The organism is Moorena sp. SIO3I6, assembly GCF_010672095.1.
In genome coordinates, this window is record NZ_JAAHHU010000060.1 from 1 (window position 1) to 15,759 (window position 15,759).

The following is a 15,759-nucleotide window of genomic DNA, read 5'->3' on the forward strand; positions in this document are numbered from 1 at the left end:
TTTGGCAAAAGGCTTTTCCTATACAAACTGAGCGAGAACGTGGGACGTCAAGTTTTTTGATCACACTAATCATATCAAGTTACTTTTGTCAAGTTTTTTGTAAAGAAATATGTTTATAAAGCATAGCTTAATAAGGGGGACTTTTCAGATAGATTTCCAGGCTCCCCCCTTAGCTAAGGGGGGCTGGGGGGGATCAATCTAGTAAATGCGATAGAAAGTTCGATACTCTGAAATATACCCTACTCTAACACATAATTATTCTATCAAATTAAATGCTATCCCAGAATTAAACTCTAACTCAAATACTATACCATAATTACCGTATTAATTTAAAAAACTATGATGTTGACTAAGTAATAAATGATGCTTAAACAGCTTATTATAAGTTTAAAACTAATAAATTCATCGAATATGACGCTACGCGATTGGCCGTAGGCCACGCTAAAAGCGATCGCTTTTTTTTAAATAACCCTAAAAAAACTTTTACCGCTAATTTAAAATATCTAAAAATAGTTGACAAAATAAAAAATATTTATCTATAATAAAAATGTCCCCAAAAACAACACAAAAAACCTTATGGACATCGAAAACTTTCTCCCAACTTTTGAGTATAATCCCAACAATCCTAATCTCCCTGAATTATCTGGCCAAGCCCAGCCAGGACGGGAGCAAATCAAACATATATTGATCGGTTCGCCCAAAACCGTGCGGGTCACAATCTATAATCTTTATAGCCGTGGCTACGCACAAGTTCATGAGTGGAGCACTCCTCAACCTATGGGAAATTCTGGTGAGGTTATCAGTATTTTGATTCGACATCTGTTGGTAGATTAAGATAGCAACTTGCCAGGGATTCCAATCCCTGGCGACAGGTCAAAACTCAGGAGAAAGTACGAAGTCTGAAACCTAAGTTGGTATGTTGTTGATTTGGTGAACACATAGTCAAAAACCCTAGGGCTCTTGACTATTAAAAGAAATAATTCGGTCAAGCATTGGAATTAACCAGGACTTGACCGAATTTTTTTTTGTTGAGGGAACAGGGAACAGGGAACAGGGAATCGGGAATCGGGAATCGGGAATCGGGAATCGGGAATCGGGAATCGGGAGATTTTATATATCTGAGTGCGTAAGTCCTGTCATTCTCAAATCAAGACTTAATTGCGACAGTGCAATAGTTTTTTTAAAGTTTCCACGCTTAACACCCTTATCACCCCTTGTGATCGTGCAATAGTTTTTTCTAACCACCCTTACCACACTTACTGCACCTTGCGACAATGCAATAGTTTTTTTTTAAACACCCACATCACCTATATAACCCATTGCATCTTTTCAAAAATTGTGTTAATATAACAATATCGTTAAAACAATGGTTTTCCGCCATGATGATTTCTACCGCACAAGCCGCTGAATTACTAGGTATCTCTGCCACTCGCGTCCGTTTCCTTTTGAGCAAGGGCAGAGTCAAAGGAGCGTATAAGGTTGGTAGAACTTGGGTGATTCCCTTATTTGACGGTATGCCAGTGGTCACCCCTGGTACTCGTGGACCGAAGCGGAATTGGTCAAAGCGTACACAGTACACTAAAGCTGTGATCCACGTGAATCAAAAAGTGATTCGCCAAAATCACAACACCGGCGAACGCAATCCGGTGATTACCGTAAAACGTGGCTCTAAAAACATTTATGGTCATACTGTCGAAGTCAATGGCCCTTGTCGGGTCATGTATCGCCCAGATGATCCCCTAAAGTGTGGAGCACGGGTATGGATTGAGACGATTTCTGATTTTAATGTCAGCTGAGCCAGGTCTAAGTTATTTAGTGATAGCGCTACGCCCTGGGAATTGGGAATAGCGATGAGACAACCTCTTAGGTGGTAGGCGATTTATTGGCAATCCCAAACAACCTACTTTATCGGTTTACCAATTGATAGATGGCGAATATAACGTTAGTCAGTTCCGAGGAGCTAACCGTATTTTATCCTCAACCTTTCCAGAGTTAAGGTTAAATGCTGAACAGGTTTTTCAAGCGGTCAGTTATCAGTAGTAGTTACTATAAAAGGAATAGGAACTAGGAAAGTTCGGATCAGTATAAAAGAGATGCTATGGTGCGATGGCATAGTGGCTCTTTGCTGAGCATCCCATTAGCATTAACCATTGGCATTAACTTTTGTGCGATCGCATTATCATTAACCGTTGTGTCTAGGCATCCTTGAACTCTCCCCCCCACACTACCCACACTACCCACACTACCCACACTACCCACACTCTTCCCCGGTGAGGATCAATCCTCCTGACTGGCTTGGGGGAAAATAGTGAGCTGATTTGGAATAACCTAATCTGGTATTGTAACAATTTAAATTTAAGATTTGGTTAATTAAAGGTAAAATCAGGTGGACATTGGGAGTATAGATAGTGATTGAGATGCTCAAAGTAGGAACCTTAGTTCGAGTGATTTATCCTGATTATGTTGCGGGTCTTTCGGGTCGTATTGAAGCACAGGAAGAATCCGGTCGTTGGATAGTCAGATTAGAGGAAAATCCATTTGAGCAGAATGATCAACCATTTATACTATCTCTAGATGAGTCAGACTTTGAAGTGATAAAGCCTCCTTCATTGTAGTTAAGCTAGTTATTATATTTTCTAGTTATCAGATTTTCCATTTCCACCAAGCATGAAACACCAGATAAGTATAAATGAGTTCAAAGAAAACGTTAAAGCTGACTTTAACACCAGACCAAACTATGATCAAGGAAGCTTTCACCCTCGGCTAGCCAAGGGTCTAGTAGAACTATCCCACCTGAAAACTGGACAACGAATTCTAGATATTGCTACCGGCACAGGTTTAGTAGCAATTCTTGCAGCCAAAATTGTCGGTGCTTCTGGAGCTGTTGTCGGTGTAGATATTTCCTCAGGCATGCTCAATCTAGCCCAACGAAAAGTTAAAGCCGAAGGTCTCAACAACATCGAATTTATAGAAGCAGATGCAGAAAATTTCAACTTCCAAGATAATAGTTTCGATAGGATTCTATGTTCTTCAGCCATTGTATACTTAACAGATATCCCTGCTGCTTTACGCCAGTGGTATCGCTTCCTAAAACCAGGAGGATTAGTCGGATTTTCCTGTTTTGCCGCAAACGCCTTCCCCACAGGGGGTCTGTTTCGAGAAAAAGCACGAGACTATGGCATTGTAATTCCTAATCCCAATGGACTCCTTGGTAGTCCCGAGAAATGTCACCAGCTACTCACCGAAGCAGGTTTTCAAGACATCAACGTCAAAACCGATCAACTTGGTTACTACAGCAGTGATACTCAAACAGTAGCAGCAAACTCTTGGCGGGGAAACTCAAAGAGTGCCTTTGGCGCGGAAATTTTCCAGCTTTCTCCAGATAAATTAGCACAATTCAAAAATGAATTCTTTGCAGCCGTTGAGCGATTAGCCACAGCAAAAGGCATTTGGATAGATATTACAACGTTTTTTGTTTTCGCCAGGAAATCGGTAACATTTTCTATTATTAAATAATCCCTAGACGTTAGCTTAAGCGCTAATTCACAGGCTAGAAGCCTGTGCCACCCTACTTGAGGTGCTATCAGCTATCAGCTATCAGCTAATGCGCTAATTCACAGGCTAGAAGCCTGTGCCACCCTACTTGAGATCCGAACAGCTTGTGAATAAAATAAGCTGACTGCTGACTGCTGACTGCTGACTGCTTACCTTAGGTTTTTAAAGGTAAAACATTGCACTATTGCTATTATTTATTTTTCTGTTTGTTCTTCCTCCACCACTGGTATTGATTCTGTAGCACCTTCTGCTGAGTAGCCTGAAAATTTAGCCAATTGCTCTAAGGACAGCATACCTGGGTAAAACCGACCATTAATTTCCCAAGTTGGAAAGGCTCTGATCTTCGCTTCAATACAGAGGTTAGTTTGGGAGATTTCAGCCCTTCGGTCACATTCAATATAATTAATTTGCTTAAATGCCTCACCAAACATTTGCTTCTGCTTTGTGCAATAGGGACACCAGTAAGCCCCATACATTTTAGCACCAATTTTGTTCAAATGATCAGATAAAGAGGTGGCTGAAGGGGTAACTGGGAGTTCAGGAGCAGGGGATTCTAGGGTTAGTGTTGTCGGGGTAGGGGGTGAGGGTTCTCCTAAAGACGATTCGGCAGCTACTGTCAGTAGGGCAAGACTAGAAATCACCCAGACAGTCTTATTTAAATGACGGATAAATATCCATGGGAGTTTAATGCTAGGTTTTGCATTCATAGTTTGTAGGGTATATATTGGAATTATCCAGGGAATTAATCACTTCTTTACCGTTTTAACCTAATCTTATATGAAACTACCAAATCTTTATTAACGAGATCTAACGTCTCTAGTTTCTTTGCTTACCAGGCTGTCAGCAAATTATAGGGCTGATCATAGTAATGAGGTAAACAGGATTTTTTTCCACTTGCGAAGTTCTCTACTCCCTACTCCCTACTCCCTACTCTCTACTCCCTCCCTAAAACCTAGGACAAGGTACCTCAACCAATTCAAAACTGATAAGCGTGTTTCTAAATCAGATGTAAACCTAGGAGGTCTTTTTTTATTATCCAATAAAACTCCAGTCTAGCATGCATGCCTCTTGCCTTTTGCCTTTTAAAGCAATACCTGTGTTTACAACCCAGATAAAAACGGGCTTATCACATTGCCATACCTCTGAAGCTGAACGCGCACGCGTGCGCGTAGCGCATATGCTTACTTTTCTGGAATTAACCTCAGCATCAGTGAATTATATAATAACTAATCATCACTCTTTTTCATAAACAGGCAACTATGGTCAAACGTTTGCTTACCAAAGACATGCTCGACTTTGACGCTCCAGATCAAGTCAAGGAAGTTATCCAACCTGAAGGGCGTCCACCGGAAACAGACCCTACTCTGGGTATCCGTCCGGAATTAAGTAGTGAAGTCAACCAACAGCCAGGCACTCCCCGACATCGACTGGTCACGATTGGTGATTCCCTCAGCCAGGGCGTCCAGAATGGAGCAATTTTTAAAACTGATCTGTCCTATCCCATGATGATTGCTCAAGAAATGGGTTGGGAAGAACACCTGCGTCGTCCCAGCCAATATGGTGAATTTGGTGGATTGCCCCTGAATCTGGAGTATTTAGTTAGGCGGTTAGAGGCACAGTTTGGTGACCAGATACAGTGGTGGGAATTAGGACCGGCTCTGTTTTCAATCCGCGCATGGATGGATGACATAGAAGATTATTGGGAACGGGGTCCTGGTTGGCAAGGGGGCGTTGGCTCTACTGTTGCTATGGACAAAGGGATTAACCATAATCTTGCTATTTATGGGTGGAATCTCACAGACATTATCTCTAATGATGCAGATACTCTCAGAAACGCAATCCAGGCACCAACGGATGATCTATTGCGGCAAATCGTTGAGAATGCTAACGAACATGGGGCATTGAGGGTTTTGGACTCCGCACGGGATTCAGAGGGTAAAGCACTGACCCCAGTCCAAGCTGCGGTAGCACTAGGGCAAGAAGGAAGTTTAGAAAACGGTCAGGGAGATGGTATTGAAACCCTCATGGTCATGATTGGGGCGAATAATGCCATGGGCAGCATTGCTCAACTACAGGTCAGATGGAGTTGCGATCGCGATTGAACGCACCCCAGCCCAATCAGCGACCTACGGTCTGGTGTCCGGAAGATTTCAAAGCTGAATTGGATCAAGTAGTGGAGCAAATCAAGCAAATTAAAGCTCGCCATGTCATTTGGGCTACAGTTCCCCATGTCACCATTGCGCCCATTGGTCGTGGAGTAGGACATAAGATGGCTACTGGCTCGCGATACTTCCCCTACTACACCCGTCCTTGGATTAGCGACGAAGATTTCGACCCCAACCGTGACCCGCACATTACCGCACAACAAGCCCGAGCAATTGATAGCGTCATTGACCAGTACAACGAATATATTGCTGATGCTGTACGTCAGGCTCGAAAAGAAGGTCGAGATTGGTATTTATTTGAATTAGCAGGATTACTGGATTGCTTAGCTTATCGACGTTATATTGAAGACCCCGACGCCAGACCAGATTGGTGGACTCCCTATCAGCTACCACCCGAACTGGAAGCTCTTTCACCAGTACCGGATACTCGCTTTTTTAGATCCGATGCTACTGGTCGCACCAGCGGTGGTTTCTTCACCCTAGATGGCATTCACCCCACTACCATTGGCTACGGTATCGTTGCTCAAGAATTGATCACCATTATGCAGCAACAAGCTGGTGTCAAGTTTTATCGCAAAGACGGTTCCACAGAGCGTGATGATCCAGTCAAGATCAATTTCCAGCGCCTGATTGCTCTAGATACCTTGATTTCCGACCCACCGAAATCTTTATCGAGTAGTCTGAAATGGCTCGATTGGCTCGATCAGAACTTGCAGATTTTCCAGCGCTTACTGAGAAAGAGTAATTGAAAACTGAAGAATTAAGAATGAAGAATGCAGAATGAATAAATTCTAAGTTCTAAATTATAAATTATTCATTCAACTAGGGATTAAACTAGTGATTAATTTCAAGGCGAATAATTTAGCAATCTATCCAATTGATGGGTTGAATCAATACTTAGGGTGAAGTTGCTAAGATTCCTTAAAAATATCTAAGTATGGAGCGTAAGCAAAAGCGCGATTACGTTTTTGCCCGGTAATTTCTTCTAAAAGACCAACATCACACAGATCATTCACTAATTTGTTGGCATTAGGATATGTGCGTTTAATAATTTCTTGAACCTGTTCAACAGTGATAATTGGTCTAAAATAAAGGCTATCTAGCAGTACTATAGCCTGTCCGGCTCGATTACCCATGGTATTGAGGAGTAGTTGATGATGTTCTTCCTTCATGGTGACTATGTTGCGGGCAGTAGCGGACGCTTCTTGAGCGACTTCGTAAACACCACGCAGAAAGAACTTTAGCCAGCCTTCCCAATTGCCACTATCTCTGACAGCTTGAAGTCGGTCATAGTATTCAGAGCGATATTTCTTGAAATAGTAAGAGAGATATAAAAGTGGGCGCTTGAGTATATTCTGCTCACATAGAAGAAATGTAATTAGTAGACGCCCCGTTCTGCCATTGCCATCAAGAAAAGGGTGAACTGTCTCGAACTGAGCATGAGCCAATCCAATTTTGAGCAAAGCGGGCATTGGTTTTGAATCATACAAAAACTTTTCTAGATTATCTAAAGCTTGTGCCATTTCATGGGGTGGAGGTGGAACGTAAGTAGCGTCTTTGAGGGAACATCCTTTAGAACCAATCCAATTCTGGGTACGACGAAACTCACCTGGAGCTCGCTCAGAACCTCGCACTCCTTGCATTAACTTCTGGTGTATTTCCCGAATCAGGCGCAAACACACAGGTAAATCCTTCAAGCGCTCAAGACCGTGGTTAATAGCAGCGATATAGTTAACCACCTCAGCCACTTCTTGAGGATTATCTGGTTCGAGTGTTTGGAATTCAAATTCCAGAACATCTATCAAAGATGCCTGTGTTCCCTCAATCTGACTCGACAAAACCGCTTCTTTGCGAACATACATAAACACAAATAGGTCAGGGTTAGGCAGAGCATCTGTTGATCCATCTAGCCTACCCAGTGCACGATCCGCCTGAGATAGAAGCTGCCACATCTCGTCATCCATAATGATGTCAGGCACAGGCGGCAACAGATTCGGTATGAAAGCTTTATATCCACTAAGCTGATCCACATACTGACCTGCTCTGTTAGCGCTAACCATTATTATCAGTTTCGTTAATACTGAATAACTTTCAGCTCTATATTAACGAAAAGCATGGCTTTTCGTTAATAAGCGTATAAATCAAAATTTCTATGATATAATTACCAGATCGAAAAAATCCACTGAAGGGATCCAGTACTATGCTCAAGGTAACCTTCAGAGTCACTCAGATTTCGATAAACTGAATAAAAAATGCACTTGAGGCGATTATGACCCAAAACAATCGCTCCCCATGGGATGCTGGCAGATTCATACAAACCCTAAGCTACTTTGAGGTTATCCCTTTCCTGAGCTGCCTACAGCGATTATTCACAGGTCGTGCCAATAATCAAAAATCGAGCCAAGGTAAAGACAAAGATATGGGAGTAATACTGGTAGCTGGGGCAACTGGCGGTGTAGGTAAGCGAGTGGTTCGCCGTCTGCTTGAGCAGAATTATCCTGTACGTGCCCTAGTTATAAATGCCGAGAAAGCTAGGGAAATCCTTGGGGATAACCTGGAACTATTTGAGGCAGATATCACTAATCCAGACACCTTGACTCCAGCACTGTACAAGAACATTACTGCTGTAGTGTGTTGTACGGGAGCGCAGGTGCAATCCATAGAAGGAGACACCCCGAACCAGGAAAAATACGATCAGGGCATCAAGTTCTATAGGCCAGAAGTGGTCGATAGCCCTGAACTAGTGGAGTATCAGGGTATCAAGAACTTAGTACAAGCCGCAGCCGAGTCTCTCGAACCAGGCAAACAACTCCTATTTGACTTCCAAAACCCTTCCGATGACTTACAAGAAACCTGGGGTGCTGTGGATGATGTAGTAATGGGTGGTGTCAGCGAGAGTTCAATTCGCCTCATCGACAAGGCTGCCCTGTTTACTGGCAATGTCTCAACGGCAAATTCTGGGGGCTTTGTGTCAGTACGCACCCGCAATCTCCCAACTCCCCTCAACTTAGCTGAGTACGAAGGACTAGAACTGCGAGTTAAAGGGGATGGTCAACGGTATAAATTTATATTGCGTAATGAATCGAAATGGGATGGAATTGCCTACTGCTATTCCTTCGACACCCAGAAAGATCAGTGGATGAATGTTTCGATTCCCTTTGCTGATTTGATTCCGGTATTTCGAGCCAAAACCTTGAAAGATGCTGCTCCCTTCAACCCCAGTCGCATCTGTGCTATACAGCTAATGCTGAGTAAATTTGAATATGATGGCGCGCTCAACCCAAAATTTGCTCCAGGTTCTTTTGTCCTACAGCTGGAAACTATTAAAGCCTATGGGGGTATCACCAAGCCCCAATTCATTATGATTAGCTCAGCCGGGGTAACTCGTCCAGGTCGTCCAGGAATTAACCTCGAGGAAGAACCACCAGCGGTACGAATGAACGACCAACTGGGGGGAATTCTAACCTGGAAACTCCGGGGAGAAGAAGCAGTTCGCGACAGTGGTGTTTCCTATACCATCATCAGACCTTGTGCTTTGACAGAAGAGCCGGGAGGTCAAGCCTTAGTGTTTGCTCAAGGAGACAATATCCGAGGTAAAGTAAGTCGGGAAGATATTGCTGAACTTTGTGTTCAGGTACTAGAGCAACCCAAGGCTTGTAATGTCACCTTTGAAGTCAAAGAAGCAACTGATGGTTTGCGAGACTGGCAAACTCTCTTTTGCGATATCAATACCGACAGCAATTAAGTATAAGGAAATTCGAATTGAGAATTAAGAATTAAGAATTAAGAATTAATTCTTCCTAACTTGCCAGACGCTCCGATGCTTGAGATTTCATCAGGGTAACCAACTCTTGAAGTCCTCTTTTGACATGCCGCGTCACTGTCATCGGACTCACTCCAATTCGTTTAGCTGCCTCCTTGCGGGGGAGTTCTCGTAAGAAAACAAACTCTATAGCTGCCTGAGTTTTATCTTCTAGCTGACTCAAGGCACCGTGGAGCTGTTGTCGGTCTTCTTCCCAATAGTGTAAATTTTCTTCATAGTAATCCGGTAGAGTCTCTCCTAAAGTCATGGGTTGATCGACCTTCTGAGAAACCGTGGCATCCAAACTTAAAGGCAAACGATTTTGAACTGCCAACTTACTTTCCTGCCACTCTTGCAGTGATACATCCAAAGCCTTAGCAATTTCTTCATCTCTGGGGAAGCGTCCCAAGTTAGTTGCTAAGTTTTTGCTGACTCTTTTCCCTGCCTGCTGCAGTTCCTGCCATCGGCGAGGAATCTTGACCAGAGAACCCCTGTCGCGCAAGAAATGTAGCATCTCACCGCGAATGTAAGGCACTGCTAAGGAACTGAATGCACAACCTTGATGGGGGTCGAACCGCTCAATAGCACGAATCAAGCCGATGTAACCCATTTGCTCGAGGTCTTCATAAGGTTCAGCACACTTCTGGCTGACTATATGAGCAATCTTCCTCACTAACCCAGCATTTAATCTTACTATCTGATTGCGAAGTTGAATTGATGGATTTCGGTAGTACGCAATCAGAAGTTCCATTCCTTGAAAACCAACAGACCCAATAGCCATTCTCAAAATATCCCAGAAGTGGAAACCTATTTACGACACGAGGCTTAGCCTAAGCAATTAATCTTCTTCAACTCATTGTCTGTAGAGATTATCTTTGCTACTATGGTCTTTTTACTGAAAAAACAAACTACCGTTTTTGTTTTCTCTGTACAATCACGCAAATTTAAACGCCAAGGCCAAGATAGTGATAAATTCCTATACCGTCTTCAATTTGGTATAATATATAACCTAATGACGCGCAAGTGGCAACTAGCAAAAAGTGGCAACTAGCAAAAAGTGGCAACTAGTACTCTGTCAATTTAGTTTTGAGGGTTAGGGCAAGGTTAATGGTATTAGATATTAGGTATTAGATATTAGGTATTAGGTGTTAGGTATTAGGTGTTAGGTATTAGGTGTTAGGTAAGCATTCAGCTATCAGCTATCAGCTATCAGCTATCAGCTATCAGACCAATTAAAGTAGGGTGGGCAAAGTAGTATAATCTCGAATACTCAAAACAAGCAAACTGTTTTTGCCCACCCTACAAGCTATCAGACCAATTAAAGTAGGGTGGGCAAAGTAGTATAATCTCGAATACTCAAAAGAACCAAACTGTTTTTGCCCACCCGACAAGCTGCTATCAGCACCTCAAGTATCAGCCATTCGCGTAGCGTGGCCAAGGCTGACGGCTGACCGCTGACCGCTGACCGCTGACGGCTGAATGCTTACGCTATCTTTGAATAAAATAAGCACCTCAAGTAGCGTGAGCTTTTACCTCACGGCTGACCGCTGACGGCTGAATGCTTACGCTGTTAGGTATTAGGTATTCGGAAAAAGTATAGTTTACCCCTCAATTAAATTTGGACGGAGTACTAGGCAAGTCGGTTTTCCGTCCTGCCACAAGATTGCGGATATGGTTCAAAATAGGAGTAGTTATCAATCAATCCTGATACTTTATCCAGAAAATTCTTGACTAAAATCTCATGAGTAGTACCAGTAACTTTCGTCAAGCAATTCGTGAATCTCAAGGTCGAGCCCTAGTTGGTCCGAATGTTATTGCTAACGCCCTGCCCTTCCTGGGTGGTGGACTAGTCTTAACTGCACTAGGTGTCTATGGTGGTCTGGGAGTGATTTCAAGCAACCCAGGGCTATTTATGACCACCATCTGGCTTGCCCTAATTGCCGAACTTATTCTTTTCTTCGTTGCCCGTGGTGTGGCTGAGAACGGAAACAACACTGTAGCTTTGCCTCTTCTAGCTACTTACAGTCTCTTGTCCGGCTACACCCTCAGTGGCTTAATATTCGTTGCCCTAGGAACAGGGGGTGTGGGCATGCAAGGCATTGCCATTGCTGCCTTTGGCTGTGGTGTTGCCTTTATGGCTGGCCGTCAAATTGGCTCTAATCTCTCAGAGGAAGATGGCTTTGCTTTAGCCAAAACCGTCCAGATGGGTATGATTGCCTTGCTGGTGGTCTTGGTGGCTCAGCTAGTTTTATCCTTCTTTGGTGTATACACACCCAGCTTTCTAGAAATTGCTATCTCTGGCATCGGTGTGGTTATTTTTGCGGGTGCGGCTGTAGTGGATTTCTTCGTCCTGCCTCGCGCCTATCGTGATGACCAGTATCTACCTGCTGCCCTGTCAATGTACTTGACCTATATTAACTTGTTCGTGTTCATTTTGCGGCTGCTGATTGCTCTTAATGGTCGCGACTAAGACAGTGCTAGACGATAGAACCTGATCGGGGACGGTAATGCTGTACCCCGATTTTTTTCTATACACCTATTAAATAGGAAAAAAACCCTGAAACTCTTTTACCTTCTGCCTTCTGCCTTGCTGCTGTGCAATTTACGGCGGTTTGCATAACTATCAGGTACACAGGATTTTTTCCCCACTTCCGACTTCCGACTTCCGACTTCCGACTTCCCACTTCCCACTTCCGACTTCCCTGCTCCCTGCTCCGAACGCGCCCCGCGTGGCCTACGGCCTCAGTCCCTGCTCCCTAAAAAGCGACAATTTTGTACCTAACTGAATTGCAAACCGCTGTAAATGCACAACAGCTTAGACGTCATATAGAAGCCATAAACCCGAAGAGAGGCTGAAATACAGCATCATGGCCAGTAAATTTGATTTGTGCCCCTATTGCTGCCTACAGGCCAGCAATAGGGGCAAGTCCTGTTCTGAAGCGGTTTTGTGATAGTACCGAAATGTTGCTGAACTCCGAATCCCTAAGGAAATGGCAATATCCAAAGTGAGCGCTATTTATGGTAAAGTTTATGATAAAGTTTGAAATCGATATGTTCTAGAAAAGAAGCAAGGTATTGTGTAGTATTAAGCGTGATTATTGGAGTAAATAAAATCGATTTTTATATCAATGAATGTTGGAATTGTTCTTAACAGATTCAAAAGTTATACTCGATTAATTTAAAACGTTTTGGGGGAATTTGATTCAATGTTCAATTACGTTTTAACATTGGGATTTGACATGGCGATCGCATCGAGTAAATTATCCTTAGACTATGTCCAATTCCGGGAAGCCTTCAGCCTACCGCTGTCAGCTATCATGCTTAAAATATAGCAATTATCATAGTCATGAGGTACTTTCGTTCTGGCTTTTAGGGAGCAGGGACTGAGGCCGTGGGCCAAGCGGGGCGCGTTCGGAGCAGGGAGCAGGTAAGAGGCAAGAGGTAAAAAATCCTGTGTACCTCATAGCTAGAAGAAACGCTATAAAAATAAAACGGGATAATTTAAGAGTTCGTTGGAGATTAATGATAATTGAAATTATGGGGAAAAGCCCATCAGCAAAATACTAGTAATTCCTAGCAGCTTTCCGTAACTCAGATTAAACTTTTGCTTACCTGTTGTATTGATGCAAAGCGCGAGTGGGGGAAACCCCCAATACCGCTTAGGTGCGCTTGACCCGTAATTAAATTCGCCACGGGTCGCACCTCTGCATCGCTTATTCAAAAGCTGTTCCCAAAGCGTGGCCATAGCCCATAAGCACCTCAAGTAGCACCATCCGTAGCCCATAGGCTGATAGCTGAATGCTTACCAATTACGTTTGGACATTGGAATTTTACCAGGAGATTTGACATGGCGATCGCATCGGGGTAATTATCGGTAGACTATAGTTAAAATGTAAAATTAACAATATACCCTGGTGGTGTTATAATAGTTTTGTAAAGGATTGAAGCATTATGGAAACCTTAGAGCAGAAACGGGCAGTCGAAATCTTGTCGGAGCGCCTGGGTAAAACCCAGGACTATCTTTGACATTGCTGCTGTGAAAGCCAAAATCCAAGATTTAGAGCAGCTGGCAGCTCAACCGGATTTTTGGGATGACCAAAACTTTGCTCAACAAACCCTTCAACAACTCAACGACCTAAAATCTAACCTCCAACGGTATAAACAGTGGCAATCTAGTTTAGAAGACACTAAAGCGATCTTGGAGTTGCTAGAACTAGAAACCGATGACGCACTGCTTGCAGAAGCTCAAACCAACTTGACTCAGCTGAATAAAGAACTGGATCGCTGGGAGTTGGAACAGCTGTTATCTGGTACCTACGACGCTAAAGGTGCTGTCCTCACCATCAATGCGGGGGCTGGTGGAACTGATGCCCAAGATTGGGCTGACCTATTACTTCGCATGTACACCCGTTGGGCAGAGAACCATGGTTATAAAGTCCACCTAGCAGAACTTTCCCCAGGAGATGAAGCTGGAATTAAGTCTGCCACTCTGGAAATTGACGGACTCCGCGCCTATGGTTACCTGAAAGCCGAGAAAGGTACTCATCGACTGGTTAGGATTTCCCCGTTTAATGCTAACGGTAAGCGACAGACTAGTTTTGCTGGAGTAGAAGTGATGCCTGCGGTGGATAATACCGTTGAGCTGGAAATCCCCGAGAAGGATTTAGAAATTACCACCTCCCGTGCTGGTGGTAAGGGAGGGCAAAACGTCAATAAGGTAGAAACTGCAGTGCGGATTGTCCATATTCCTACCGGCCTGGCTGTGCGCTGTACTCAGGAGCGTTCTCAATTGCAAAACAAAGAAAAAGCCTTAGTACTGCTGAAAGCTAAGTTGCTGGTGATTGCTGAGGAGCAACGAGCTCAAGAAATTGCCGAAATTCGAGGGGACATGGTGGAAGCGGCTTGGGGAAACCAAATTCGAAATTATGTGTTTCATCCTTACCAGATGGTGAAAGACCTGCGCACTAGTGTGGAAACTACAGCAGTTAATGATGTCCTTGATGGTAATATTGACTTATTCATTGAAGCCTATCTCCGTCAAGAAAATCAGTTAACTAACTAATAAGTAATGATTGGTAATTAGTGATTTCAAAGTTGCTTGATTATTACTCATCAATATCAATAGTAAGTGGTCAAGTTTCAAGTAAGCAGGACTCAGGCAAAATTCGGCAACAAACGCGCCTTTCTGTAGGGTGTGTTAATAAGGAACCCTACACATAGATTTTCTGGGTAAGTCCTGGTAAAAATTGTTAAGTCTGTTGTTACATTAAAATCAGCAAAGAAATTCTGACGTAGACTACCTGTGTTCCATGAGCAACCCACCTTCACCGACCCAACAGCCAGAACAAGGTCTGGATACAACTACAGCCCCAGCCGATAGCGGTTCAAGTGAACCTAAGCCTAGTTACACCAAGTTAGCCATGCGCAATATGGTGCGTAAGGGAGGTAAATCTCTGAGACACTTTTTCCTCACCGTTTCTGGTTTATTGGCCTTACTGGTGGGTCTTGCCTACCTAACCCGTTAGGTAAAGAGTTTTTAAGTACATTAAACTTAGTTTTGACAGCTATATCGAATCATAGAGCAAGAGTAAGGGAGTCCTAGTGCCAGGTTTAAGGAAGCCATGACCTAGCCCATTCGCTAGGTCATGGGATTAGGTCACTCTACTGGTAGCCAAGCCTTTTGGAGTTTTTGAGGTGTGAATTTTGAATTGAGTGTACAGGATTGTTTCTTTAATCGCTCCCATTCCACTGAAACCATTACTAACCAATTCAGCAGCCCAATTTCCCTCCACACTTGGGAAAGCTGGTTTCACCAATGGCTAGTTGCCCTTGAACTGAATTTACCCGAGGCGAAGAGCTACGAATTGAGTCTTCGCCTTACGGACAATAGTGAAATTAAGGCACTTAATTCCCAGTACCGAAAAAAAAATCAGCCTACAGATGTACTTGCTTTTGCAGCTTTAGAGGTAAACTCTCCTAAGTTATCACCCCAAAAGCAATTATCGGTGCCTATATACTTGGGTGATATCGTGATTTCGGTAGATACTGCTGTTCAACAGGCTAAACAGCACGGGCATTCCCTATCCAAGGAACTAGCCTGGCTGGCAACCCATGGTTTACTTCACCTTCTAGGATGGGATCATCCGGATGAGGAAAGTCTAGTGAGAATGCTGGATCAGCAGGAGACTCTACTTCAGAGCGTAGGTCTTTCTAATGATTCCTAGAAGTCTGCTGTGC

Annotated in this window: 17 protein-coding genes and 1 pseudogene; 14 read left to right on the plus strand and 4 right to left on the minus strand. The window is 43.5% G+C overall.

What is annotated here, in order from left to right:
- Positions 1-576 precede the first annotated feature (576 nt).
- The 3 genes and pseudogenes from F6K49_RS18215 to F6K49_RS18225 all read left to right on the plus strand — a co-directional run.
- Positions 577-834, plus strand: coding sequence for a hypothetical protein (locus tag F6K49_RS18215; protein ID WP_293098840.1), 258 nt, complete (start codon positions 577-579; stop codon positions 832-834).
- A 545-nt stretch (positions 835-1,379) separates the two neighbouring features.
- Positions 1,380-1,796: a helix-turn-helix domain-containing protein gene (locus F6K49_RS18220; RefSeq protein ID WP_293098843.1), complete on the plus strand. Its 417-nt coding sequence runs from the start codon at positions 1,380-1,382 to the stop codon at positions 1,794-1,796.
- A 67-nt stretch (positions 1,797-1,863) separates the two neighbouring features.
- Positions 1,864-2,040 (plus strand): annotated as a pseudogene (locus F6K49_RS18225) (Uma2 family endonuclease); the annotation flags it as partial.
- A 39-nt stretch (positions 2,041-2,079) separates the two neighbouring features.
- Here F6K49_RS18225 and F6K49_RS18230 read toward each other — a convergent pair.
- Complete coding sequence (locus F6K49_RS18230) at positions 2,080-2,259, minus strand: hypothetical protein (protein ID WP_293072045.1); 180 nt, start codon at positions 2,257-2,259, stop codon at positions 2,080-2,082.
- A 158-nt stretch (positions 2,260-2,417) separates the two neighbouring features.
- Between F6K49_RS18230 and F6K49_RS18235 the strand changes: the two genes are divergently transcribed.
- Together F6K49_RS18235 and F6K49_RS18240 are read left to right on the plus strand one after the other, a co-directional pair.
- The gene (locus F6K49_RS18235; protein WP_075905805.1) at positions 2,418-2,615 is read left to right on the plus strand and encodes a hypothetical protein; all 198 of its coding nucleotides are present in this window, start codon (positions 2,418-2,420) and stop codon (positions 2,613-2,615) included.
- A 52-nt stretch (positions 2,616-2,667) separates the two neighbouring features.
- Positions 2,668-3,516 (plus strand): class I SAM-dependent methyltransferase, encoded by an 849-nt coding sequence (locus F6K49_RS18240; protein ID WP_293098848.1) that lies wholly within the window; start codon positions 2,668-2,670, stop codon positions 3,514-3,516.
- A 233-nt stretch (positions 3,517-3,749) separates the two neighbouring features.
- On the opposite strand, the gene F6K49_RS18245 is transcribed toward F6K49_RS18240, so the two are convergent.
- The gene (locus F6K49_RS18245) at positions 3,750-4,262 is read right to left on the minus strand and encodes a hypothetical protein (protein ID WP_293024851.1); all 513 of its coding nucleotides are present in this window, start codon (positions 4,260-4,262) and stop codon (positions 3,750-3,752) included.
- A gap of 187 nt (positions 4,263-4,449) precedes the next feature.
- Between F6K49_RS18245 and F6K49_RS18250 the strand changes: the two genes are divergently transcribed.
- The 3 genes from F6K49_RS18250 (at position 4,450) to F6K49_RS18260 (ending at position 6,469) form a co-directional block, all read left to right on the plus strand.
- A complete protein-coding gene (locus F6K49_RS18250; protein WP_293024853.1) occupies positions 4,450-4,611 on the plus strand; it encodes a hypothetical protein in 162 nt (53 codons plus the stop codon).
- Between the two features lie 203 nt (positions 4,612-4,814).
- Positions 4,815-5,657, plus strand: a complete 843-nt coding sequence (locus tag F6K49_RS18255; RefSeq protein WP_293071324.1) for a hypothetical protein — start codon at positions 4,815-4,817, stop codon at positions 5,655-5,657.
- The gene (locus tag F6K49_RS18260) at positions 5,642-6,469 is read left to right on the plus strand and encodes a hypothetical protein (protein WP_293024857.1); all 828 of its coding nucleotides are present in this window, start codon (positions 5,642-5,644) and stop codon (positions 6,467-6,469) included. Before F6K49_RS18255 ends, F6K49_RS18260 begins: the two co-directional genes overlap by 16 nt.
- Positions 6,470-6,631: 162 nt before the next feature.
- Here the strand turns inward: F6K49_RS18260 and F6K49_RS18265 are convergent, their stop codons facing one another.
- Positions 6,632-7,780, minus strand: a complete 1,149-nt coding sequence (locus F6K49_RS18265; RefSeq protein WP_293024859.1) for a Fic family protein — start codon at positions 7,778-7,780, stop codon at positions 6,632-6,634.
- 209 nt (positions 7,781-7,989) lie between these two features.
- Here F6K49_RS18265 and F6K49_RS18270 point away from each other — a divergent pair, with 209 nt between their 5' ends.
- A complete protein-coding gene (locus F6K49_RS18270; RefSeq protein ID WP_293024861.1) occupies positions 7,990-9,465 on the plus strand; it encodes a CIA30 family protein in 1,476 nt (491 codons plus the stop codon).
- A 55-nt stretch (positions 9,466-9,520) separates the two neighbouring features.
- Here F6K49_RS18270 and F6K49_RS18275 read toward each other — a convergent pair whose 3' ends face one another.
- The gene (locus F6K49_RS18275) at positions 9,521-10,303 is read right to left on the minus strand and encodes an RNA polymerase sigma factor SigF (RefSeq protein WP_293024862.1); all 783 of its coding nucleotides are present in this window, start codon (positions 10,301-10,303) and stop codon (positions 9,521-9,523) included.
- Between the two features lie 960 nt (positions 10,304-11,263).
- Between F6K49_RS18275 and F6K49_RS18280 the strand changes: the two genes are divergently transcribed.
- The 5 genes from F6K49_RS18280 (at position 11,264) to ybeY (ending at position 15,746) form a co-directional block, all read left to right on the plus strand.
- Positions 11,264-11,992, plus strand: coding sequence for a Bax inhibitor-1 family protein (locus F6K49_RS18280; protein ID WP_293098853.1), 729 nt, complete (start codon positions 11,264-11,266; stop codon positions 11,990-11,992).
- A gap of 736 nt (positions 11,993-12,728) precedes the next feature.
- Positions 12,729-12,854: a hypothetical protein gene (locus F6K49_RS18285; protein WP_293071322.1), complete on the plus strand. Its 126-nt coding sequence runs from the start codon at positions 12,729-12,731 to the stop codon at positions 12,852-12,854.
- 619 nt (positions 12,855-13,473) lie between these two features.
- Positions 13,474-14,584, plus strand: a protein-coding gene (prfB, locus tag F6K49_RS18290; protein ID WP_293024866.1) for a peptide chain release factor 2 whose coding sequence is annotated in 2 segments (ribosomal slippage) — positions 13,474-13,545 and positions 13,547-14,584 — 1,110 coding nt in all. Because the reading frame shifts where the segments join, the coding sequence is not laid out codon by codon here.
- 247 nt (positions 14,585-14,831) lie between these two features.
- Positions 14,832-15,047 (plus strand): DUF3285 domain-containing protein, encoded by a 216-nt coding sequence (locus F6K49_RS18295; protein ID WP_293040567.1) that lies wholly within the window; start codon positions 14,832-14,834, stop codon positions 15,045-15,047.
- A 171-nt stretch (positions 15,048-15,218) separates the two neighbouring features.
- Complete coding sequence (gene ybeY, locus F6K49_RS18300) at positions 15,219-15,746, plus strand: rRNA maturation RNase YbeY (protein ID WP_293098858.1); 528 nt, start codon at positions 15,219-15,221, stop codon at positions 15,744-15,746.
- Positions 15,747-15,759 lie beyond the last annotated feature (13 nt).